General features: G+C 71.0%; 25 protein-coding genes. 15 read left to right on the top strand and 10 right to left on the bottom strand.

Translation table 11 applies throughout. The annotated features are described in order from the left end of the window. The first annotated feature begins 9 nt into the window (after positions 1 to 9). Genes QSK25_RS37925 through QSK25_RS37915 form a run of 3 tightly spaced genes read left to right on the top strand, consistent with a single transcriptional unit; the run spans position 10 to position 3,436 of the window. Positions 10 to 534 (top strand): PadR family transcriptional regulator, encoded by a 525-nt coding sequence (locus QSK25_RS37925; RefSeq protein ID WP_285645621.1) that lies wholly within the window; start codon positions 10 to 12, stop codon positions 532 to 534. Further along, positions 531 to 1,205, top strand: a complete 675-nt coding sequence (locus QSK25_RS37920) for an ABC transporter ATP-binding protein (RefSeq protein WP_285645618.1) — start codon at positions 531 to 533, stop codon at positions 1,203 to 1,205. The genes QSK25_RS37925 and QSK25_RS37920 overlap by 4 nt, the downstream gene beginning before the upstream one ends. Further along, on the top strand, positions 1,202 to 3,436 hold the full coding sequence (locus QSK25_RS37915) for an FtsX-like permease family protein (protein WP_285645616.1): 2,235 nt from the start codon (positions 1,202 to 1,204) through the stop codon (positions 3,434 to 3,436). Before QSK25_RS37920 ends, QSK25_RS37915 begins: the two co-directional genes overlap by 4 nt. Here QSK25_RS37915 and QSK25_RS37910 read toward each other — a convergent pair. Together QSK25_RS37910 and QSK25_RS37905 are read right to left on the bottom strand one after the other, a co-directional pair. Beyond that, complete coding sequence (locus tag QSK25_RS37910) at positions 3,372 to 5,399, bottom strand: NACHT domain-containing protein (RefSeq protein WP_285645614.1); 2,028 nt, start codon at positions 5,397 to 5,399, stop codon at positions 3,372 to 3,374. The two genes, QSK25_RS37915 and QSK25_RS37910, sit on opposite strands and share 65 nt — an antisense overlap. Before the next feature lie 72 nt (positions 5,400 to 5,471). After that, positions 5,472 to 6,539 (bottom strand): methyltransferase domain-containing protein, encoded by a 1,068-nt coding sequence (locus tag QSK25_RS37905; protein WP_285645613.1) that lies wholly within the window; start codon positions 6,537 to 6,539, stop codon positions 5,472 to 5,474. A 119-nt stretch (positions 6,540 to 6,658) separates the two neighbouring features. Here QSK25_RS37905 and QSK25_RS37900 point away from each other — a divergent pair, with 119 nt between their 5' ends. The 5 genes from QSK25_RS37900 to QSK25_RS37880 all read left to right on the top strand — a co-directional run bounded on the left by QSK25_RS37900 (position 6,659) and on the right by QSK25_RS37880 (position 9,371). Then, positions 6,659 to 7,036 (top strand): helix-turn-helix domain-containing protein, encoded by a 378-nt coding sequence (locus tag QSK25_RS37900; protein WP_285645611.1) that lies wholly within the window; start codon positions 6,659 to 6,661, stop codon positions 7,034 to 7,036. Between the two features lie 5 nt (positions 7,037 to 7,041). After that, complete coding sequence (locus QSK25_RS37895; RefSeq protein ID WP_285645610.1) at positions 7,042 to 7,701, top strand: RelA/SpoT AH/RIS domain-containing protein; 660 nt, start codon at positions 7,042 to 7,044, stop codon at positions 7,699 to 7,701. 165 nt (positions 7,702 to 7,866) lie between these two features. Beyond that, positions 7,867 to 8,160, top strand: a complete 294-nt coding sequence (locus QSK25_RS37890) for a DUF2516 family protein (RefSeq protein ID WP_285645687.1) — start codon at positions 7,867 to 7,869, stop codon at positions 8,158 to 8,160. 29 nt (positions 8,161 to 8,189) lie between these two features. Continuing rightward, positions 8,190 to 8,813: an alpha/beta fold hydrolase gene (locus QSK25_RS37885; protein ID WP_285645609.1), complete on the top strand. Its 624-nt coding sequence runs from the start codon at positions 8,190 to 8,192 to the stop codon at positions 8,811 to 8,813. 9 nt (positions 8,814 to 8,822) lie between these two features. Beyond that, complete coding sequence (locus tag QSK25_RS37880; protein WP_285645607.1) at positions 8,823 to 9,371, top strand: type 1 glutamine amidotransferase domain-containing protein; 549 nt, start codon at positions 8,823 to 8,825, stop codon at positions 9,369 to 9,371. Between the two features lie 43 nt (positions 9,372 to 9,414). Here the strand turns inward: QSK25_RS37880 and QSK25_RS37875 are convergent, their stop codons facing one another. Further along, positions 9,415 to 10,176: a MerR family transcriptional regulator gene (locus QSK25_RS37875; RefSeq protein ID WP_285645606.1), complete on the bottom strand. Its 762-nt coding sequence runs from the start codon at positions 10,174 to 10,176 to the stop codon at positions 9,415 to 9,417. A 105-nt stretch (positions 10,177 to 10,281) separates the two neighbouring features. Here QSK25_RS37875 and QSK25_RS37870 point away from each other — a divergent pair, with 105 nt between their 5' ends. Next, positions 10,282 to 10,839 carry a YbaK/EbsC family protein gene (locus tag QSK25_RS37870; RefSeq protein WP_285645605.1) on the top strand — a complete coding sequence of 186 codons (558 nt, stop codon included), beginning with the start codon at positions 10,282 to 10,284 and terminating at the stop codon, positions 10,837 to 10,839. Here QSK25_RS37870 and QSK25_RS37865 read toward each other — a convergent pair. Continuing rightward, positions 10,819 to 11,886 carry an LOG family protein gene (locus QSK25_RS37865; protein ID WP_285645604.1) on the bottom strand — a complete coding sequence of 356 codons (1,068 nt, stop codon included), beginning with the start codon at positions 11,884 to 11,886 and terminating at the stop codon, positions 10,819 to 10,821. The two genes, QSK25_RS37870 and QSK25_RS37865, sit on opposite strands and share 21 nt — an antisense overlap. A 127-nt stretch (positions 11,887 to 12,013) precedes the next feature. Here QSK25_RS37865 and QSK25_RS37860 point away from each other — a divergent pair, with 127 nt between their 5' ends. Both QSK25_RS37860 and QSK25_RS37855 read left to right on the top strand, forming a co-directional pair. Then, positions 12,014 to 12,988, top strand: coding sequence for an aminotransferase class III-fold pyridoxal phosphate-dependent enzyme (locus QSK25_RS37860; protein WP_285645603.1), 975 nt, complete (start codon positions 12,014 to 12,016; stop codon positions 12,986 to 12,988). Positions 12,989 to 13,042: 54 nt separating this feature from the next. Further along, complete coding sequence (locus QSK25_RS37855; protein ID WP_285645602.1) at positions 13,043 to 13,468, top strand: hypothetical protein; 426 nt, start codon at positions 13,043 to 13,045, stop codon at positions 13,466 to 13,468. Between the two features lie 117 nt (positions 13,469 to 13,585). Here QSK25_RS37855 and QSK25_RS37850 read toward each other — a convergent pair whose 3' ends face one another. Next, positions 13,586 to 13,792 carry a hypothetical protein gene (locus tag QSK25_RS37850; RefSeq protein ID WP_285645601.1) on the bottom strand — a complete coding sequence of 69 codons (207 nt, stop codon included), beginning with the start codon at positions 13,790 to 13,792 and terminating at the stop codon, positions 13,586 to 13,588. 89 nt (positions 13,793 to 13,881) lie between these two features. Between QSK25_RS37850 and QSK25_RS37845 the strand changes: the two genes are divergently transcribed. After that, on the top strand, positions 13,882 to 14,307 hold the full coding sequence (locus QSK25_RS37845) for a hypothetical protein (protein WP_285645597.1): 426 nt from the start codon (positions 13,882 to 13,884) through the stop codon (positions 14,305 to 14,307). Between the two features lie 8 nt (positions 14,308 to 14,315). Then, positions 14,316 to 14,711 (top strand): YbaB/EbfC family nucleoid-associated protein, encoded by a 396-nt coding sequence (locus QSK25_RS37840; RefSeq protein WP_285645595.1) that lies wholly within the window; start codon positions 14,316 to 14,318, stop codon positions 14,709 to 14,711. 1 nt (position 14,712) lies between these two features. Here the strand turns inward: QSK25_RS37840 and purU are convergent, their stop codons facing one another. Genes purU through QSK25_RS37820 form a run of 4 tightly spaced genes read right to left on the bottom strand, consistent with a single transcriptional unit; the run spans position 14,713 to position 17,623 of the window. Continuing rightward, positions 14,713 to 15,588, bottom strand: a complete 876-nt coding sequence (gene purU, locus QSK25_RS37835) for a formyltetrahydrofolate deformylase (protein ID WP_285645593.1) — start codon at positions 15,586 to 15,588, stop codon at positions 14,713 to 14,715. Between the two features lie 25 nt (positions 15,589 to 15,613). After that, a complete protein-coding gene (locus QSK25_RS37830; protein ID WP_285645590.1) occupies positions 15,614 to 16,339 on the bottom strand; it encodes a maleylpyruvate isomerase N-terminal domain-containing protein in 726 nt (241 codons plus the stop codon). A 10-nt stretch (positions 16,340 to 16,349) separates the two neighbouring features. Further along, on the bottom strand, positions 16,350 to 17,156 hold the full coding sequence (locus QSK25_RS37825) for a class I SAM-dependent methyltransferase (protein ID WP_285645589.1): 807 nt from the start codon (positions 17,154 to 17,156) through the stop codon (positions 16,350 to 16,352). Next, a complete protein-coding gene (locus QSK25_RS37820; RefSeq protein WP_285645587.1) occupies positions 17,135 to 17,623 on the bottom strand; it encodes a DUF2505 domain-containing protein in 489 nt (162 codons plus the stop codon). Before QSK25_RS37820 ends, QSK25_RS37825 begins: the two co-directional genes overlap by 22 nt. Here QSK25_RS37820 and QSK25_RS37815 point away from each other — a divergent pair. Both QSK25_RS37815 and QSK25_RS37810 read left to right on the top strand, forming a co-directional pair. After that, positions 17,622 to 18,722: a UDP-N-acetylmuramate dehydrogenase gene (locus QSK25_RS37815; protein ID WP_285645586.1), complete on the top strand. Its 1,101-nt coding sequence runs from the start codon at positions 17,622 to 17,624 to the stop codon at positions 18,720 to 18,722. The two genes, QSK25_RS37820 and QSK25_RS37815, sit on opposite strands and share 2 nt — an antisense overlap. Before the next feature lie 199 nt (positions 18,723 to 18,921). Continuing rightward, complete coding sequence (locus tag QSK25_RS37810) at positions 18,922 to 19,935, top strand: chymotrypsin family serine protease (RefSeq protein WP_285645584.1); 1,014 nt, start codon at positions 18,922 to 18,924, stop codon at positions 19,933 to 19,935. On the opposite strand, the gene QSK25_RS37805 is transcribed toward QSK25_RS37810, so the two are convergent. Continuing rightward, positions 19,889 to 20,620 (bottom strand): SDR family oxidoreductase, encoded by a 732-nt coding sequence (locus tag QSK25_RS37805; RefSeq protein WP_285645582.1) that lies wholly within the window; start codon positions 20,618 to 20,620, stop codon positions 19,889 to 19,891. The genes QSK25_RS37810 and QSK25_RS37805 overlap by 47 nt on opposite strands. Positions 20,621 to 20,710 lie beyond the last annotated feature (90 nt).

Below are 20,710 nucleotides of genomic sequence, written 5' to 3'. Positions count from 1 at the left end.
GTGCTCCTCATGTCGATCGGACATGCACTGTTGGGGCTGCTAGAGGGCGGTCCAAGGCACGGTTACGACCTGAAGCGCGCGTATGACGAGCGTTTCGGCCAGGACCGGCCGCTCGCGTACGGCCAGGTCTACTCGACCCTGTCGCGACTGCTGAAGAACGGTCTGGTGACCGAGGCGGGCGTCGAGGCGGGCGACGGTCCGGAGCGCAAGCGGTACGCCATCACCGACGCCGGGGTGACCGACGTCGAACGGTGGCTGGGCACGCCGGAGAAGCCGGAGCCGTACCTGCAGAACACGCTCTTCACGAAGGTCGTGCTGGCGCTGCTGTCGGGCCGCAGCGCGACGGAGGTGCTCGACACCCAGCGGGCCGCGCACCTCACGACCATGCGCGACCTGACCAGGCGCAAGGGTGACGGCGACCTCGCCGACCAGCTGATCTGCGACTTCGCCCTGTTCCACCTCGAAGCGGACCTGCGGTGGCTCGAACTCACCGCCGCCCGCGTCGACAAGCTCGCCGAGGAGGTCGCGGGATGAGCCTGTTGGTCGCGCAGGACCTGCACAAGTCGTTCGGCAAGACGCATGCGCTCGAAGGGGCCGCGCTGACGATCCGCGCGGGGGAGATCGTCGCGGTGATGGGCCCGTCCGGATCCGGCAAGTCCACGCTGCTGCACTGCATCGCGGGCATCCTGCCGCCGGACTCCGGCGTGGTCCGCTACGGCGACCGCGAACTCACCGCGATGTCGGACCGCGACCGCAGCGAGTTGCGGCGCACCGACTTCGGGTTCGTCTTCCAGTTCGGCCAGCTCGTGCCGGAGCTGACCTGCCTGGAGAACGTCGCCGTGCCGTTGCGGCTCAGCGGCACGAAGCGCAGGGACGCCGAACGCCTCGCGCTCGACTGGATGGCCAAGCTGGAGGTGGACACCGTCGCCGACCAGCGGCCCGGCGAGACCTCCGGCGGTCAGGGCCAGCGCGTCGCGATCGCCCGCGCCCTGGTCACCGGGCCGAAGGTGATCTTCGCCGACGAACCGACCGGCGCGCTCGACTCGCTGAACGGCGAGCGGGTGATGCACCTGCTCACGACGGCCGCGCGGGACACCGGTGCCGCGGTCGTGCTGGTCACGCACGAGGCCCGCGTCGCCGCCTACTCCGACCGCGAGGTCGTCGTGCGCGACGGCAAGGCCAGGGACGTGGAGTTCGCCGGATGAGGCACGTGTTCGACGACCTCGCCCTCGGGGTCCGGCTGGCCGTCGGGGGCAGCCGGAAGTCGTGGGGCCGGCTCGTGCTGCAAGGTGTCGGCATCGGCCTGTGCGTGGCGGTGCTGCTGCTCGCCGCCGCCATCCCGAACGCGCTGCAGGTGCGCGACGGCCGGGCGGACGCGCTCAACGACGTGAACCAGGGCAGCGGGCCGGCGCCGTTGCTGATGGAGGAGACGTACGTCCACTTCCGTTCGACCGACATCCCCGGCACGTTCGTCAACGCGCGCACGGAGAACGCCCCGGTGCCGCCGGGGCTCGACCGGTTGCCGAAGGACGGGGAGATCGTCCTGTCGCCGGCCCTCGCGGAGCTGCTCGCCTCGCCGGACGCCGCGCTGCTCAAGCCGCGGTTCCCCCAGGAGGTGATCGGCACGATCGGGCAGGCAGGCCTGATCGGTCCGCACGACCTGCTGTTCTACGCGGGCGACAGCACCATCGCCGACCGCGGGAACAACGGCGTGTACGCGTTCGGGGAGACCTTCGAACGGCGGGGCCCCGACCCGGTGCTGTGGATGTTCAGCCTCATCGGCATCGTCGTGCTGCTGTTCCCGGTGCTGGTGTTCGTCGGCGTGGCGACCCGGCTCGCGGCCGCCCAGCGCGACCGCAGGCTCGCGGCGTTGCGGCTGGTCGGCGCGGCCGCGGGCCGGGTGCGGCTGATCGCGTCCGGGGAGACGCTGGTCGGCGCGTTCGCCGGGCTCGCGTTCGGCACCGGGTTCTTCTTCGCGGCCCGGCCGCTGGCCGCCGACATCCCCGTCGCCGAACTCGCCGTCTACCCGAGCGACCTCCTGCCCACGCCAGGGCTCGCCGCGCTGGTGCTGGTCGCCGTGCCGGTGCTCGCGGTGCTCACGTCGCTGTTCGCCATGCGCCGCACGATCATCGAACCGCTCGGCGTGGTCCGGTACCAGAAGCCGGTGCGGCGCAGGCTGTGGTGGCGCCTCGTGCCGGCGACGGCCGGAATCGCCCTGCTGGTCAGCCAGTCCGGCGCTGTCGTCGCCGGGAACTCGTCGTACCAGTTCTACGTGGTCGCCGGTGTGGTGCTGCTGATGCTGGGCATCCCGGTGCTGCTGCCGTGGCTCGTGGAACGGGTCGCGAACCGGATGCGCGGCGCGACGCCCGCGTTGCAGCTCGCGGTGCGCAGGCTGCAGCTCGACGCGGGCACGGCGGCACGGGTCGTCGGCGGGGTGGCCGTGGTGCTCGCGAGCACGGTGACGTTGCAGGTCATCGTCGCGAGCGTGGAGAAGGACGTGCTCGCCGAGGAACAACGGGACTCGGTCCGCAACTTCGTCGCGCTGACGCCCAAGGACGGCTTCGCCACCACCTCGTTGCGGGAGGCGGTGGCGGCGAGCGACGGCGTGCGGTCCGTGCAGGTGATCGACCGCGTCGTCGGCGAGCTGCCGGGCCACCTCGGGGTGGACGTCGCCGTCGGCACGTGCACGGCGTTGAGGTCGCAGGCGGACGTCACGGACTGCACGGACGGCAAGGCCTACGTGGTGCGGTTCGCGCGGGCCACGGCCCAGCCGCGGTCCGGTGACGTGCTCACGGTCGGCGGCGAGGACTCGTGGACCGTGCCGCGGCTCGAGGAGGTGCCCGGCACCTGGCCCGGCATCTACCTCACCCCGGCCGCGGCCGCGGGCCTCGACCTGGCCACGTCCAAGCCGCAGTTCCAGGCGGAGCTGGACCTCGCGGTGCCGGACGCCGCCGAGCACCTGCGCAACGCCATCGCCCCCTTCGGCTGGCGGGTGCACGCGTACTACTTCGGCCAGGACGACACGTCCGAGGTCGAGATGATCTTCGGCCTGGTCCGGAAGGCGCTGATCGGGGGTTCGCTGCTCACCCTGCTGCTCGCCGGGGCGTCGTTGCTGGTCATGGCGTTGGAGCAGGTGCGGGAACGCCGTCGTTCGCTCGCCGTCATGGCGGCGAGCGGGGTGCCGCGCGGCACGCTCGCGCGGTCGTTGCTGTGGCAGAACGGCGTGCCGCTCGTGCTGTCCACCGCGGTCGCGGTGAGCACCGGCGTGCTGCTCGGCGTGATGGTCACGCGGGTGTTCGACGCCGAGGTCGCCTACGACTGGCAGGGCCTCGCCACGCTCACCGCCGCCTCGATGGCGCTGGTGTTCGCGGTCACTGCTCTGACGTTGCCTTCGCTGAGAAGGGCGACCGGAGCACTTGGCCTGCGGACCGAGTAGTCCGGCTCGTCGACTCGTGCTCTGCCAGGCGGTCCTGCACCAGTCCGTGCCGGAACTGGTAGCAGGCCCCCGCCCGGCAGAGCACGCCGAGCTTGCGGGAGTCCTCCAGGAACACCATGAGCTCCCACGGGAGCTTTCCACGCAGTGCCAACCAGATCCGCGCGACGGTGAACCACCACCAGCGCAGGTGCAGGACGGCCAGCGCGAACCCGAGCATCAGGCCGGAGGCGAGGCCGAGGCCGACCATGCCGGTCTGGCCCGGCCCGAACACCAGTGCCGCCGCCGAGCCGAAAACCACGGCCAGCACGAGAGAACCCGTCCACACCGCGATCCGGTCGCGCGCCATCGTCCACTGTGGACTCGATGCCTGCGAGAGTTCGGCGGCACTGGACAACGCGAACCGCAGCGCGGTCGCGACGGCCAGGCCGAGGCCGACCACGAGCCCGGCGGACAGCCCGTACAGGGCCCCGAAGACCAGACCGCCGGCCAGGCCGAGCACGCCGGGCACCAGCAGCAGGCTGCGCCAGATCCCCAGGCGCGGCTTGGCCCTGCGCTCCTGCGAGGCGGTCAACGTGGCCGCGCCGACGGCGATGCCCGCGACCAGACCGGTGATCGGGGCGAGCGACGGCGTGATCGAGTACGCCATCAGCCAGCCGACGCCGAACCCTCCGATCGCGCCCAGCACGAGCGCGCCGAGCACCGCGAGCCACGTGTTGCCGACCGAACGGCGCAGCTCCCACCAGGCCAGTTCGCGGATGCCGCGGTCGCGCATTTCGTGGGCCAGGAACTCGAGCCACCTGCGGGCCCGGTCGCGCGGCCAGACCTGCGTCGCCCCGGCGTGGTGCGCGAACGCCCTGTTGCCGTACGCGCGCGACACCAGCTCGTCGCAGAGGTGGTCGGAGATCGCCCGCGCGTCCGGGAAGCGGCCGCGGTCGAGCAGTTCGGTCGGTTCCGCCTCGCTGTCGGCGTAGACCATGCTGGCGAGCCACATGGTGAGCGGCGTCGACAGCGCGTCCGCGAGCCTGCCGTCGGGTTCCTCGCGCAGCTGGATGAACACCGGTTCCCAGCGGGCCGCGCCCCAGCTGTCCGCGCTCGCCCGCAGGTAGGCGGCGACCTCGTCCAGGTCGAGCGGGGCCAGTTCCACCACGTCGGCACCGGGCAGCGGACCGGCGAGCCGCACGGCTGCGGCGAACTCGTCGGTGCGGCAGGTCAGCACCATCGGGCGCTTGGCCCCGAACGCCTTGGCGATCCGGCTGAGGGCGTCCGCGCGCTGGTGCGCCGGGATGTCGTCCAGTCCGTCGAGCACGGGCAGGATCTTGTGCTGCTCCACCAGCAGATCACCGGCGTAGCTGCCGTACAGCTCGGTGTTGCGCAACGCCGGGTGGTCCTCGTAGAGCCTGCGGGTGAGCCACGTGCGGATGTCCTCGACCGCCGGGTTCCACGTCGACAGCGGCAGCAGCACCGGGACCATGCCGCCGTCGTAGCGGTCGAGCAGGCCGCACGTCAGCAGCATCGCGACCGTCGACTTGCCGGTGCCGGCCTCGCCGATGATCACCATGCGGCGGTTGACCTGCCGTTCGAACGCGCCCACGACGGCGTCGCTGCGTCCGGGCGGCGCGTCCGGCTCGTCGCTCACGTCCAGCTCGGGCGCGAGCCAGTGCAGGTCGAGCACGTCCGGGTCGGTGAGGCCGCGGGAGCGGACCTCCTCGTTCCACTGCGCCTGCAGGCCGACGGCGAGGGCGCGGCAGGCCGCGTCCAGGTGCTCGTCGGTGCTGAGCGCGGCGTTGTGCCTGCGCTTGACCCACGGGTCGAGCACGGCCAGCAAGCCCAGGAACGCCAGCGCGAGCACGATCAGCCACAGGTGCGGGTTGATGCCGTGGTCGGTGACGAACAGCCCGGCCGCGGTGAGCACGGCCGTCAGCACGCAGCCGGTCAGCAGCGCCTGCTGACGGAATCGGGACATGCGACGAATCATGACGCACCGCATCCACCCGGGGTCGATTCAGTGACCCGTGTCGTGACGTTTGGTTGTTGATCACAAATGCCAGTGCAGCCCGCCCAAAGTCAGGTGCTGGGCGTCCGCGGTGATCGTGACGCCGAAGTCCTGCCGGCGGGGTTCGCCCAGGTCGTGCCACTGCGCGGCGGCCTGCTCGGCCAGGTCCCAGAGCCTGCGCGGGCCGCCCTGGTCGACGTGCGAACCCCGGTGGCGCACCCAGGACCCGTCCGAATGGGCGAGCCAGTCCTGACCCGCCACCACTTCAGGCAGCGCAATGCCCGCGAAGAACTCGAACGGGCTGGCCGGGTCGGTGACGGTGTTCAGCCGCATCGTGGTGGCGCGGCGGTCGTGGTCGCCCACGCGGGCCGGCGCCGTCGGCAGGGCGTGCGCGCGCAACGGCATGAACCGGCCGTCCTCGCTGAGCACGCGGCCCTCGCCGGTGCCGTCGCCGTTCGAGACGATCCGGACCAGGCCCGCGCCGATCGGGCGGTGCAGCGTCGTGACGACCAGGCCGCCCGGCCGCGTCTGCTCCAGCCAGGCGGGCGGGACGGTCGCGACGGAGCAGGTGGCGAGCACGCGGTCGTACGGTGCGTTCGCGGGATGGCCACTCGCGCCGTCCCCCGTCACACAGGTCGGGTGGAAACCGTTGTCGTGCAGGCGTTCGCGGGCCCGGCACGAGATGTTCGGGTCGACGTCGACCGTCGTCACGTTGCCGGAACCCACGGCGTGGCAGAGCAGAGCCGCGTTGTAGCCCGTGCCGGTGCCGACCTCGAGCACTGACTGTCCGTTGTGGACTTCCAACGCCTCCAGCATGATCGCCATGATCGTGGGCATGCTCGACGAGCACGTCGGTGTGCCGCCGGTCACCGTGTCGTCGCCGTCGAACTGGGTAACCCAGATCCGGTCGGCGTAGACCAGTTCGAGCCAGCCGGGGTGGGTGCTCGTGAGGAGTTCCCACTCTCCGGTGTGCAGCTGGCGGTAGAACCGGGGCAGGAACTCGTGCCGCGGGACGGACCTGAAAGCCTTGTGCCACTTGGTTTCGTGCAGCGCGCCAACGCCGAGCAGGTGGTTCGCCAACTCGGCGCGCAAGGCCCCGGCGTCGTCCATGTCGCCTCCCACGGTATCCCTGTGGCGGAGCCCACGCAGCGATTGCTAGCAGGGTGCTTGCAACTGCTAGCACTCGTCGCTAACGTGGTCGGTGGCACGAGGAACGGGAGCGCAGAACAGTGGACAAGTCCATCGACAAAGCAGTCGCGGACCTCGGCCGCAACATCGGTGAGTACATCCGCGAGCAGCGCAACACCGCCAAGATCTCCTTGCGGGAGTTGGCGAAGCAAGCAGGTGTCTCCAACCCGTACCTCAGTCAGATCGAGCGGGGACTGCGCAAGCCCAGCGCGGAGATCCTCCAGCAGATCGCCAAGGGGCTGCGCATCTCGGCCGAAGTGCTCTACGTCGAGGCCGGGATCCTCCAGCAGCGCGAAGGCGGTGCGCTGGCGGACGCCATCGTCGCCGCGACCGATCTGACCGAGCGGCAGAAGCAGGTGCTGCTCGACGTCTACGAATCTTTCCGGCGGGAGAACTCCGCCAGACAACAGGAGGACTGATCCCCATGCCGAAGCTCACCCAGGACGACGTTCGCAAGGCCGCCGAGCAGGGCGCCCACGCCGCACGCCAGGCGCTGCTCGCCGCCCTCGGCGCCGGTGACCTCGCCGCCAAGGCCGTGGTCGAGGCCCTGAGCAAGGCCAAGGAGCGTGCCGACGAGGCTCGCAGCCAGGCCGTCGACATCCCGAACGAGCTCAAGGACCTGCGCGAGAAGCTGCAGCCGGCCGAGCTCAAGAAGCTCGTCGACGCCTACACCACCTCCGCGGTGAACCTGTACACCTACCTCGCCGACCAGGGCGAGCAGACGCTGGAGCAGATCAAGGCCCAGCCGCAGGTCAAGCAGGCCGTGGAGCAGGTCGAGCAGGCCGTCGAGGCCGCGCAGAAGCGCGCCGGGTCCGCTGCCGCCGACGCCAAGGTCCTCGCCGACGACGTCCTCGGCAAGGTGACCCGCCGCACCCGTTCGGTCGGCGAGAAGGTCGCCCACGAGGTCGAGGACGCGGCCGAGAAGCTGGCCGAGGAGATCGTCGAGGTCGGTGGCGAGGCCGCGCACGAGGTCCGCAGCACCGCCCGCAAGACCGCTGCCCGCACCGCGCCGCGCAAGCCGGCCACCACGACCCGCAGCACCACCGCGGCCGCGAAGAAGACCACGCCGACCACCAGCAAGTGAGTCGCGCGGTGACTTCCGCCGGGTGAGTTCGCCGGGGAACCGGGCGGGCGCGCAGGGGGAGTCACCGAGAAGTTGATCTACCGGGGAGCGGTCCGACCAGGGCCGCTCCCCTCTTCTCGTACCGGCACGTAGGCTGGCCCTGTGTTCTACCTGCCGTACATCAGCATCTGGAACCTCGACGGCATCGTGCTCTTCCTCGCCGATGTGGTGTTCAGCTTCTTCGGCCTGTTCGCGTTCTTCCACGCGGTGAGCCAGCGGCCGGACGCCTACACGGCGATCGAGAAGATGACGAAGCCCGCCTGGCTCGGCATCACCGGCGGTGGCACAGCGGCCCTGCTGCTGTTCGAGCCGCGCGGTGCCGGGTCGATCTTCTGGCTCGCCGGCCTCATCGCGGTGCTCGTCTACATGGTGGACGTCCGCCCGCGCCTGATCGAGGTCCAGCGCGGCCCCCGCTGGTGATCACGCACTCCTACGGTTCCGGCTCGCCGGTGACCCTGGTCGCCCACGGCCTCGGCGCCACCCCCGGTGAGGCCCGCATCCCGGCCTCCGGCCTGCCCGGCACCCGCGTCGTCGTGACGCTGCCGTCGCACGGCGCCGCTCCGGACGCGCCTCCCGGTTACTGGGACTACGGCACGATCGCCGCCGACCTCGCCACCGTGGAGGCCCCGCACGCCGTCGGCGTGTCCCTCGGCGCCGGTGCCCTGGTGCGGTTGATGTCTCTCGAGCCCGACCGGTTCTCCCGGGTGGCCCTGCTGCTGCCCGCGGTGCTGGACGAGCCCCGGGCCGCGTTCACCCTGCAGCAGCTCTCGGACCTGACCGTCGGGCCGCCGATCTACGTCGCGGAGCGGCGGGAGGCGTTGCGGCGGCTGGAGGCCGCCGCCGCGCAGCTGCCCGGCCAGGTCGCGGTCTCCGATGCGTCCCTGCTGGGCGCTGTTTCGACCGAGGTGCTGGTCATCGGGGCTGTCGGCGATCCGCTGCACCCCGAGTCCGTGGCCAAGGCGACGGCGGCGGCGTTCCCGTACGGCGAGCTCTGGCTGATCGACTCGCCCTCACCGATGATCACCCACCGGAACGACATCAGGCATCGGTTGGTGTCGTTCTTCGGCGGGTAGCCGAAGTGCATGGCTGAACAGAAGAAGATCGCGTTCCTGGTCGCCGCGGAAGGAATCGAGCAGGTCGAGCTGACCGATCCGTGGGCGCACGTCGAGAAGGCGGGCGGCGTACCGCGCCTGCTCGCGCCGAAGCTCGGCGAGGTGCAGGGGTTCAACCACCTCACGCCCGCCGACACGTTCCCGGTCGACACGACGTTCGCCGACGCGAGCGCGGACGACTACGACGGCGCGGTGATCCCGGGTGGCGTCGCCAACAGCGACTTCCTGCGGATGGAACCCGAAGCGGTCGAGCTGGTGAAGGCCCTCGTCGCCGCCGGCAAGCCGATCGCGGCGATCTGCCACGGACCGTGGTTGCTGGTCGAGTCCGACGTGGTGCGCGGCAAGATGCTGACCTCGTTCCCGAGCCTGCGGACCGACATCCGCAACGCGGGCGGTGACTGGGCCGACGAGGAGGTCCGGGTGTGCGACATGAACGGGTGGACGCTCGTGACGTCCCGCAACCCCGACGACCTCCCGGCGTTCAACCGCGAGGCGCTGAAGGCGTTCGACCTGGGGTGACGTCGGGCCTGGTGATGCGGGATCTGCAGCTCCCGCACCGTGACTAGGCCAGCCGGGTCTCGGCGTAGTGGGCCATCGCGTCCCGCGTCCACTCGGCCATGTTGCCGCCGCCCTCGACCTCGAAGTTGACCCGGAACTCGTCCGAGTCGACGTACAGGTCACCGAGCCCCTTGTAGGACTCGCGGTTGGGCGTCCAGCTCAGGCAGATCCAGTGGTAGTGGCGGTCGATCAGCTCCTGAGTCTCCGGAGCGTCGACCGCCGTGCCCGCGACGTACAGGGCACCGAGACCCTCGGCGATCTCCCGCCACTGGGCCATGAACCGGTCCGCGTCTTTGCGCGTCCAGCCCTTGAGCTTCTGCTTGCTCTCGGCGAGGTGTTCCTCGACGCCCTCGCCGTAGCGTTCGACGAGCTCGGCCTCGTGCCGTTCCTGCTTCTTCGCGTCGAAGCCGTCGAACAGCTCTTCCATCTTCACTTCGTCCCCTCCTTCCAGTTCCGCGATCGTCCGCGCGACGGTGCCGGCGAGCCGGTCCAGCCGTTGCTTCTCGTCCTGCAGCCACCGGTGGTGGTTGCGCAGGACCGTGAGCTGGTCCGTGCCGTTCAGCACCTCCGCCACCACGTCGAGGCCCAGGCCGAGGTCGCGCAGCAGCAGGATCTGCTGCAGGCGATGCACCTGTTCCTTTTCGTAGTAGCGGTAACCGTTGCCGCCGATCCAGGCCGGCGGCAGCAGGCCGATCGAGTCGTAGTGCCGCAGCGTCCTGGACGTCACCTTCGACATCCGGGCCACCTGGGCGATCGACCAGGCCATCTCGGTCCCCCTTCGCGCTCTGAAATCGAAGGTAGAGGTTGACGCAGCGGCAAAGTCAAACAGCATTTGTCGGCCGCCGCAGCTGATGGTGAGCCCGCTGGCAGGATGGGCGGTGTGTGGACCATCGCCGGGTCTCTCGAACCCGTACCTGTGCTTTCCCGCCTCGACCTGGTGCCGGAGCCCGTCGCGGCAGCGTTGAAGACCCTGGACGGCGCGGACCGCGTCGCCGTCGCCGAGATCGATCCGACGCTCGCCGACACCGCGGAGTTCTGCGCGCACTACGGCTCACCGCTGGAAGCCTCGGCCAACTGCGTGGTGGTCGCGGGCAAGCGCGGCGACGTCGTCCGTTACGCGGCCTGCATGGTGCTGGCGACCATGCGCGCGGACGTGAACGGCGTCATCCGCAAGCGGCTCGACGCGCGCAAGGCGTCGTTCGCGCCGATGGACGAGGCCGTGGCGTTGACGGGCATGGAGTACGGCGGCATCACGCCCATAGGCGTGCCGGCGGACTGGCCGGTCCTCGTCTCGCCCGAGGTGGCCGCCGCCCCCGAACTGGTCGTGGGCAGCGGCATCCGGGGCAGCAAGATCCTGATCCCCGGCGACGTGCTGATGAAGCTCACCGGCGCCGAGGTGTTGCCCGATCTAGCTCGCGTACTTGGTTAGCAGCGCGATCGCCTCGTCGACGTCGTCGGTGACGAGGATCCACTGCTCGGCCTCCCGGCCCGCCGCGAGCTTCTGCACGAGCGGTGCGGCCGGGACCTCGTCGGTCCAGAAGTCACGGCCCAGGAAGATCATGGGCGCGGCCGGGCCGACGCTGCCGTAGTAGTTCTGCGTGAAGTCCTGGAAGACCTCCTGGACCGTGCCCGCCTTGCCCGGCGTGTAGACGATGCCGCCGGTCGCGACGGTCAGCAGGCCCTCCTCGCGCACGGAGTTCGCGAAGTACTTCGCGTGCAGTTCGCAGGCCGGGTTGGGCGGCTCGTGGCCGTAGAACCAGGTCGGGATGCCGATCGTGCGCGGTGTGTCGAAGCTGGGGATCTCGGGGAACGCGGCGAGCCAGCGGCCGATCGACTCGTCGTCGTGGCCGAACGACGGGGCCCGCGCCAGCAGTTCGAGCACGTCGGAGTCGGCGGAACCGAGGCGCACGCCCAGCGGCACCGCTTCCATGGCGCCCGGTCCGCCGCCGGTCAGGACGGTGAAGCCCGCGTGGCCCAGCGCCGCACCGAGCGTGACGGCGTTGCGGTACCCCTCGGAGCCGCGGGCCAGCGCGTGGCCGCCCATGACCGCGACCGGCGAGCCCGTCAGCGTTTCGTCGAGGGCCTCGGTGATCGAGTGGTCGTGCAGGCGTTCGGCCAGCGCGTGCAACGGGTCGGGGTGGTGGCCCTGCTGCTTGCTGTGCCGGTAGATGACCGCGTCCGGGGTGTCGGCGTACGACTTCGGGTCGGCCGGGTCGAAGCCCGCGAACAGCTCCGCGGGCGTGTAGAGCGCGGAGCGGTACACGTCGTAGGGCAGGTCCGGGATCACCGGGAAGATCAACGCCCCGGCGGCCTCCGCCCGGCGCTGCATGGTCTCGCTGAGGGTGCATCCGAGCAGCAGGGCGCCGTCCATCGGCACCCGCACGTCCTCGCGATGCAGGTCCAGTCCGATGATGACGGCTTTGCGCAGGTCAGGGGCTGCGCGCAGCTGGTCGAGGTCGGTGATTTCGGTCCGCACGGGAAAAAGCCTATGCCCCGAGCGAACCAACGGGGCCCTGGATCCGAATGTCTTGGTGGGAACTCAGGTCCGCTCGCCATCCCGACGAGCGGCCGCGGGCCGCGCTGCCCGAGAGAGGTTCCCCGCAATGGCTACCGAACAGCTGACCGGCTGCGCCGCCAGAGGCGCCCGCGTGGTCGATCCCCACCGAGTCGAGTACCTGGACTGCGGTGGGTACGGAGTGCCCCTGCTCGGCCACGCCCACCCGGCCGTGGTGCAGGCGGTGGTCGGCCAGGTGCGCCGGCCGTCCCTGCTGGACCGCCTGATGCTCGACCTGGTCACCCCCGACGGGCTCGACCACGTCCACACCTTCCCCTCTGCCTCCGAGGCCGCCCAGTTCGCCGTCGCCCTCGCCCAGGCCAACGGCCGCCCACGCGTCCTGACCACGGGCGAGGTCCCGTACGGCGGCATCGACTCGCTGCGCGCCGTCCTCGCCTCCGGCCCGCCGGCCTGCGTGCTGGTCGAACCCGTCCGCGGCGTCGCACCGCCACCCACCGGTTACCTGAGCAACGTCGCCGAGGTGTGCCGCGAGGCAGGCGCCCTGCTCGTCGTCGACGAGACCCGCTCCGGCCTGGGCCGCCTCGGCGTGTGGTGGGGCGTCGACCTCGACGGCGTGACCCCGGACATCATGCTGGTCGGCGAGGGCCTGTCCGGCGGCGTGCTCCCGATCGCCGCCGTCGTCGCCTCGGCCGCCGTCGAGGTGCCGCTGTGGCGAGGCCACGACGCCGTCTCCCCGCTCGCCTCGGCCGCCGTCAACGCCTGCCTGCGCGTCACCGCCTCCGAAGGCCTGGTCGAACGCGCCAAGCTGCTCGGGGACGAGTTGTTGTACGGACTGCGCGCCGTCACCGCCGGCAAGGCCCACGCGACCGGCCGGGGCTTGCTGCTCGGCGTCGAACTGCCCGACCAGCGCGCCGCCGACGTCTTCACCGGCGAACTCCTGCGGTCCCGCGTGCTGGCGGACTTCCGCGGCCGGACGGTCAGCTTCACCCCGCCGGCCGTGATGTCGGCCGCGGACGCCGGGTGGCTGGTCGAGGCGGTGGGCATGGCGGCCAACAAGATCTGAGTTCGCCGGGTACCCGTCGTGCACCCCTGCCGAGATCCACTGCGGGGGTGCGCGATGCTCAGACTTCTTCCGGTGCTCCTGCTGCTGACGGGGTGCGGCGTGCTGGAGAACTTCAACGCCGACGTCAACGAGGTCGGCAGGCAGATCATCGCCCACTGGAAAGAACGACCGGACGTGGCCGCGGCCCAGTTCGAGTACCGGCACGGCCTGGACCAGGGCGAGAGCGTGACCGTCGAGGTCCTGGTGCACGCGGACAAGATCACTCCGACCACCGTGGACGAGTTGGTCGAGATCGCGAGGCGCGACTACTGGCGCGGCACCTCGCGTGACGTCGGCGCCGGCTACCTCGTCTACTCCACCGACGACCCGCCCTACGCCGACAAGCCGGGAGAGGCCGAACCCATCGGCCAAGGCCGCATCGAGTTCGACGGCGACCCCGCGGCCAGCTACGGCCCCCGACCGACCCGGCCGAGCAAGTGAAGCGCCTCGCGCTCCTGGCGCCGTTGCTGTTCCTCACCGCGTGCGGCACGTCCGACGACACCGTCGAGGACCTGGGTGACCGCATCGAGTCGGTCGCATCGACGTGCCGTCCGACGTTCAGGTCCTGTCGCTGGAGAACCGCAACGACATCGTGCCGCGCCTCGATGCGAGCGACGACCCCGATTCCGCGAACCGGACGACCGTCACGTTCGACAACCAGACCGGCACGTTCGGCGGCAACCACGCGATCCGGGAGAACCACACCGACGCGGCCCGGCAGCTGGATTCGGGTTCGGATCCCTCGGTCGCCCGTTTCGAGGACACCGCCGGGGCGTTCCTGAACGGTGACGACAAGAATTCGGTGACCTGGAACTACCACGTCGCCAGAAAGGGAGTGAATGAACTTCCGCAGCGTGGCCGCAATCGTGGCGGCGGCCGGACTCCTGGCTGGGTGCGGCGCCACCGACGCGAACCGTCCGGCCGTCGACGACATCGGCAAGCAGGTCGTCGCCGGGTGGAAGTCCACGGCAGGGGTCGAGGACGCCGCCTACGGGTACGTGCACGGGCTCGACCTCGGCCAGCAGGTCCACCTGCAGGCGACCCTGTCCGCGGCATCGGTGTCGGACACCAAGTTCGACGAGTTGATCCAGAAGGCACGCGAGGTCTACTGGAAGTCGGGCGAGCGTTCCGTCTCGTTGCCCGTCACCTTCTACTCGTCGGACAAGCCCCCTTCCGGTGAAGTGCGCACCTCGCCGGACTCCGTTTTCAGCGGTGACGTGGAAATCGGCGACCCCGCCGAACTCGAGCAGAAGTTCGGCCCCCGCCCCACCCAGAAATGAGCGACAGCATGACCCCCGACGAATGGCTCGCCGACTTCGAGGCCAAGACCGCCGAACTGCAGCGCAACGCCACGGCGTTCCGTCGCAACCTCGAATCCGCCGGCACGACCGTGACGAGCGAGGACAAGTCCCTCACCGTCACGGTCGCGGCGAACGGCGCCCTGCTCGACCTGAAGATCGAGGGCGACGCCGAGTTGGCGGCCAAGGTCCTCACGCTGGTCCGCAGCGCGCGGGAACAGGCCGCGGAGAACGTGCTCGGCGAGTTCCGGCAGGTCGTCGGCAGCCACTCGAACGAGCTGGACACCGACGTCCAGATCCCGGAACCCGAGCTGCCGCAACAGAATCCGCAGCGCGAGGACGACGACTTCGCGGAGAAGTCCGTCTACCGCAAGGAGAGCTGGTAGCTCAGAAGATCACCGTCTGGTTGCCGTGCACCAGCACGCGGTCTTCGAGGTGCCAGCGCAGTCCGCGCGCCAGCACCACCTTCTCGATGTCGCGGCCCTTGCGCACCATGTCCGCCACGGAGTCGCCGTGGTGCACGCGCAGCACGTCCTGCTCGATGATCGGGCCCGCGTCGAGGTCGGCCGTCACGTAGTGGCAGGTGGCGCCGACGAGCTTCACGCCCCGGCGGTGTGCCTGGTGGTACGGGCGGGCGCCGATGAACGACGGCAGGAAGCTGTGGTGGATGTTGATGGTCTTACCGCTCCAGGCCGCGCACAGTTCCGGCGGCAGGATCTGCATGAAGCGGGCGAGGACCACGGCGTGCGGGTCGTGCTTCTCGACCAGCAGGCGCAGCTGGGCGAACGCCGCCTGCTTGCCCTCGGGGTCGTTGACCGGGAACGGCACGTGGTGGAACGGGATGCCGTGGGCGCGGGTGATGTCGCCGAGTTCGGGGTGGTTGCCGATCACGGCGGAGACCTCGACGTCCAGTTCGCCGGTGGCGACGCGGGCCAGCAGGTCGTAGAGGCAGTGGCCCTCGCGGGACACCAGGATCACCACGCGCTTGCGGGAGCCCGTGTCGGTGACCGTCCACGTCGACTGCGCGCCGAGGGACGCGGCCACGTCGGCGAACCTCGCGCGCAGCTCGTCCACGCCGAACGGCAGGGAGTCCGCGCGGACCTCCTGGCGCGTGAAGAACCAGCCCGTCTCCGGGTCCGTGTGGTACGCGGCCTCGACGATCCAGCCGCCGTTCTCCGCGAGGAACGACGAGATCCTCGCGATGATGCCGGTGCGGTCCGGGCAGCCGAAGGTGATCACATAGCGACGCTCAGGCGATGACACGCCCCCAGAGTATTCGCCGCGGTGTTCACGGCCTGGGCAGCGCCGCCAACAGCGACTCGTCTCCCGTCACGATCGCGTTGCTCGGGCGGCCGTAGACGAAGCGGTAGAGCGCGTCCGCCGTGCCCGCGAGGGTGGCGTCCTCGTCGAACGCGGAGTCCTGCGGGGCACTGACGACCAGTGGCTCGTTCTCGGTCAGCCGGATCTCCCAGGTGCGGCCCGCGTCGGCGGCGTGCACCAGCAGCCTGCCGGTGCCGGTGACGGGGAAGCCCAGCTCGATCCGGCGGCCCACGAGCACGGTGAGGTACTCGTCGACGCCGTCCGCGGCGAACTCCGGGTCGAACGTCAGCGGCGGCAGGTCGCGGCCGGCAGCCAGTTCGGCGTCGAGGCGGTGGATCGACGTCTCGTGGGCCTGCCTGCGCGCCCAGAAGCCCGCGAGCTTCGGGCCCTGGAACGTCCATGCGGGACGGTCGGCCGGCGTCTCGCGCAGCCGGTCCAGGAGCAGGAAAAGGCCCTTCTCCCACCATGAGAGCGCCTCGTCGAAGCCCTCCGGAGCGTGCGGCCACTTCGGCCGCCGGTCCTCGGGCGCGGTGGCCAGGGCCTCCGCCGCCCAGGTGTGCACCTCCGCCTGGTGCCGCACGAGGTCGCGCACCGTCCACTCAGGACACGACGGAACCGGGGCGTCCGGACCGGCCTTCAGGGCCGCCGAACGCATCAACGAAGCCTGGGTCTCGACCTGCGCGACGAAGTCCACGAGAACCACCCTAGGGGGCGACGGCCGCCCATTCGAGCGTGATTTCGCCGAGCCGCCACCGCTTCCGGTCGTCCAGCACCGGCCAGCCGCGTTCCACCAGCAGCCGCACCGACTCCACCCACCGGGCGCGCGGCCCGAACGGGGCGAACGGCGCCGCGGTCGCCCAGCAGGCGTCCAGTTCGCCCAGCAGGGCGTGCACGCGCTCGCCCGGCACGTTCTTGTGGATCAACGCCTTGGGCAGCCGCTCGGCCACGTCGGAGGGCACCTCGATCGCGGACGGCTTCACCGCGAGCGTGAACCACAAAGGCCCGTCCGCCGAAAGCGTCACCCAGGTGCAGCGACGGCCGATCTCGTCGCAGGTGCCCTCGACGACCAGTCCGCCGGGAGCCATCCGGGAGAGCATCGTGTCCCACGCCTCGAACGCCTGCTCCTCGGTGTACTGGCGCAGCACGTTGAAGGCGCGCAACAACACCGGCCGCGCCCCGGCCAGTTCGAACCCGCCGCGCCGGAAGTCCAGGAACGGCGGTGAGGCGACGGCCTTGCCCGCGTCCACCCGGTCCTGGTCGATCTCCAGGCCGAGCACGCGCACGTCGGGGCGGACGGCCCGCAGCCGCGCGGCCATCTCGACGGTGGTGACGGGCGTGGCCCCGTACCCGAGGTCGACCACGAGCGGGTCGGCCGCGTCCTGCAGGAACGTCGCGAGCGTCCCGGCCATCCACCGGTCGACCCGGCGCAGGCGGTTCGGGTTGGTCGTGCCGCGCGTCGGCAGGCCGAGCGCCCGGGCCCGGCCGGCCGCTAGCCGCGGTTTGCGAGCCATTCGGACGTGAACTCGCTCTCCTTGTCGAGCAGCACGGCGACCTGCTCCGCGATCAGCTTCTCGATCTTGCCGCCGAGGAACGGGATGCCGACCTTGACCTCCCCCGAGAGGGTGAGCTTCGAGCCCGTCCCGTCGTCGAGCACGGTGAACGAGCCCTCCAGCCGGCCGGGCACGCCGTTGACCAGCACCTCGACCGTGCCGGCGCCCGCCGCCCAGGTCTCCGTGCGGTTGATCACGAGGTCACCGCCGAGCGCCGCCTTGACCGGCGCCGGCACGTGCTCCGCGGGCACACCCTGCTTGAGCTGGTACGACGTGCGCTCCTCGGTCTGGTCGAACGCCACCAGGGTGGCGCCGGGGCCACCGATCGCGGCCAGCCGGTCCCGCAGGAAGGTCTCGTCGGTCAACGCGCCGAAGACCTTCTCCGCCGAATGGGGTGACGTGGTGTGGTGCTCGATGCGGCGTGCCATGTCGCGGAGGCTACCGTTGACGTCTGTGACCACCACGCAGTCCGTACCTCTGGCCGAGCGCACCACGCTCCGACTCGGTGGCCCGGCCGCGCGGTTCGTCCACGCCACGACCGCCGCTGAGCTGGTCGAAGCCGTGCGAACAGCCGACGCCGCCGCCGACGAGAAGGTCCTCGTGCTGGGCGGCGGGTCCAACCTCGTGATCTCGGACGGCGGGTTCGACGGCGTGGTCGTGCACGTCGCCACCAAGGGCTTCCGGCTCGACCCGCTGGGCGGCGGCATCGTCCAGTTCACCGTCGAGGCGGGCGAGGAGTGGGACTCCGTCGTCGCCGAGGCGGTCGCGCAGGGCCTCGGCGGGCTCGAGTGCCTGTCCGGCATCCCCGGCCTGAACGGCGCCACGCCCGTGCAGAACGTCGGCGCGTACGGCGTCGAGATCTCCCAGGTGCTCCAGTCGGTGGACCTGCTGGACCGCCGCAGCGGCAAGGTGCACCAGGTGCCCGCCGCGAAGCTGGGTCTCGCCTACCGCACCAGCACGCTCAAGGGCACCGACAGCGCCGTCGTGCTGCGCACCCGGTTCGCGCTGACCTCCGGCGGCATGTCCGCGCCGATCCGCTACGGCGAGCTCGCGCGCGTTCTCGGTGTGGCGCAAGGGGAACGCGTGCCCGCCGACGAGGCCCGCAAGGCCGTTCTCGAACTGCGCCGCGGCAAGGGCATGGTGCTCGACGCCACCGACCACGACACGTGGAGCGCCGGCTCGTTCTTCACCAACCCGATCGTCGACGACGCGACGTTCTCCAGCGTCCTGATCCGCATCGCCGAACGCCTCGGCTCCGACGTCGAGGTGCCGAGCTACCCGGCGGGCCACGGCCAGAAGAAGCTCTCGGCCGCGTGGCTGATCGAACGGGCCGGGTTCCGCAGGGGACACCAGGGGCCGGGCGGCCGGGTCTCGTTGTCCGGCAAGCACACGCTGGCCCTGACGAACCGCGGCGGCGCCTCCACCGAGGACCTGCTCGACCTCGCGCGCGAGGTGCGCGACGGCGTGCGGGCGGCGTTCGGCGTGGAACTGCACCCCGAACCGGTCTTCGTGGGCGTCGAGCTCTAGCCCCTGTCCCGCAAGTCCGTCGGGCGGCAGTGGCGGCCGAGGGACCCGGAGGCGGCACCGCCTCCGGCTCGCTCACCCGCGCCTGCCACCTGACGGACTCGCAGGACAGGGCCTAGCGACGCCCCGGCGTTCGGGTGACTCCGTGTGACGAACCGCTACCTGGCGTGTTTCATGGAGTGACAGGGGAACGGAGGTCGCTATGAGCTACCTCGACGACAACGCGCGCGAGGTCATCAGGCCGATCAAGCGCATGGTCGAAGACGAGTTCCTGGCCCGGCCGGGCGTCATCGGCGTCGACATCGGCGAGAAGGTCACGGCGGGACGCCCGACGGGCCGGGCCGCGATCGTGGTCTACGTGTGCGCCAAGGGACCCGAGCACCCGCAGCAGATCCCGCTCGAGGTCAGCGGCGTGCCGACGGACGTCGTGGCCGAGTCGATCGTGCTGCACCGCGCCAGGATCATCCGCTCCGAGGACGAGCAACCCGTTGCGGTGGAACGGCACCAGGTGCTGCGCGGCGGCATCGGCATCGGGCCCGCGCGGTCGTTCCGGGTCGTGCCGCCGGAGGTGCCGAAGGCCGGTGAGTTCGTGATCGCCGGCACGCTCGGCGCGTTCGCGGTCACGAGGGACGAGGCGCGGAAGGTGCTGGGGCTCACCACGTTTCACGTCGGGTGCGTCGACGACTCGTGGGCGGTGGGCGACGAGTTCGTGCACCCGTCCAGAGTGGACGGTGGCGTGCCGGGCGAGGACGTGGTCGCCGTGCTGGACCGGGCGGCGCTGGCGGGCGCGGTGTGCGCGGCGGGGCTCCGGATGGGCCCCCGGCCGTTCCGCGCCGAGGTGCTCGACGTCGGCGCGATCACGGGCAGCGCCGAGGCCACCATCGGCTCGACCGTCCGCAAACGCGGCCGCACCACCGGACTCACCCACGGCGTGATCGAGTCCACGGACTCCACGCTGCGGCTGGACTTCGGGGACGGCATCGGCGTGCGGACCCTGCGCGACCAGATCCGCGTGCACTCGGCCGAACGCTTCGGCGACCACGGGGATTCCGGCGCCGTCCTGGTCGACGCCGACAACCGCGTCGTCGGCCTCTACGTCGCCGGATCGGGCTCGACGGGGTTCGCGAACCCCGTCGAACCCGTCCTGCGTCAGCTCGACGTGGAGTTGCTCACTCCCGGTGTGCCCGCGTCGCGGAGGCCTGGTCCCGAGGCTTGAGCACGATCGTGTCGAGGTTCACGTGCGACGGCCGGGTGACCGCGAACGAGATGACGTCCGCCACGTCGTCGGCCGTCAGCGGCGTGAGGCCCTGGTAGACCTTGGCCGCGCGCTCGGTGTCGCCGCCGAACCGGTTGGCGGAGAAGTCCGTCTCGACCATGCCCGGCTGGACCTCGGTGACCCGCACCGGCCGGCCGAGCAGCTCACCGCGCAACGTCCGGTGCAGCGCCGACTGGGCGTGCTTCGCGCTCGTGTAGCCCGAGCCGTTGTCGTAGGCCTCGTACGCCGCGATGGACGTCACAGAGACGATGTGCCCGTCCCCGGACGCGATCAGCTTCGGGATGAAAGCCCTGGTCACGAGCAGGGTGCCGAGGACGTTCGCCTCCCACATCCAGCGCCACTCGTCGGCGCTGCCCTCGGCCACGGTGGAGAGCCCGCGAGCCCCGCCCGCGTTGTTCACCAGCACGTTCGCGTTCGGCACCTGATCCGCGAAGGCGGCGACCGAGGTCTCGTCGGTCACGTCGAGTTCGAGGGCCGTTCCCCCGATCTCCTTCGCGATAACGTGGAGGAGGTCCAGACGACGTGCGCCGAGCACGACGTGGAACCCCTCGGCGGCGAGCCGCCGCGCGGTGGCCTCGCCGATGCCCGCGCTAGCTCCGGTCACAACTGCGACAGGTCGATTCACGACTGCGATCGTAGGCGGACGGCCCGCGTGTGACCGACGTCACTCACACCCCGCCGGGGTTCTGGACGTCCACCATGGTGGGAGGTCGAA

Origin of the sequence: Lentzea sp. NBRC 102530 (assembly GCF_030269365.1) — a bacterium.
Lineage (GTDB): Bacteria > Actinomycetota > Actinomycetes > Mycobacteriales > Pseudonocardiaceae > Lentzea.
This window is presented reverse-complemented; position numbering and strand designations above follow the sequence as displayed.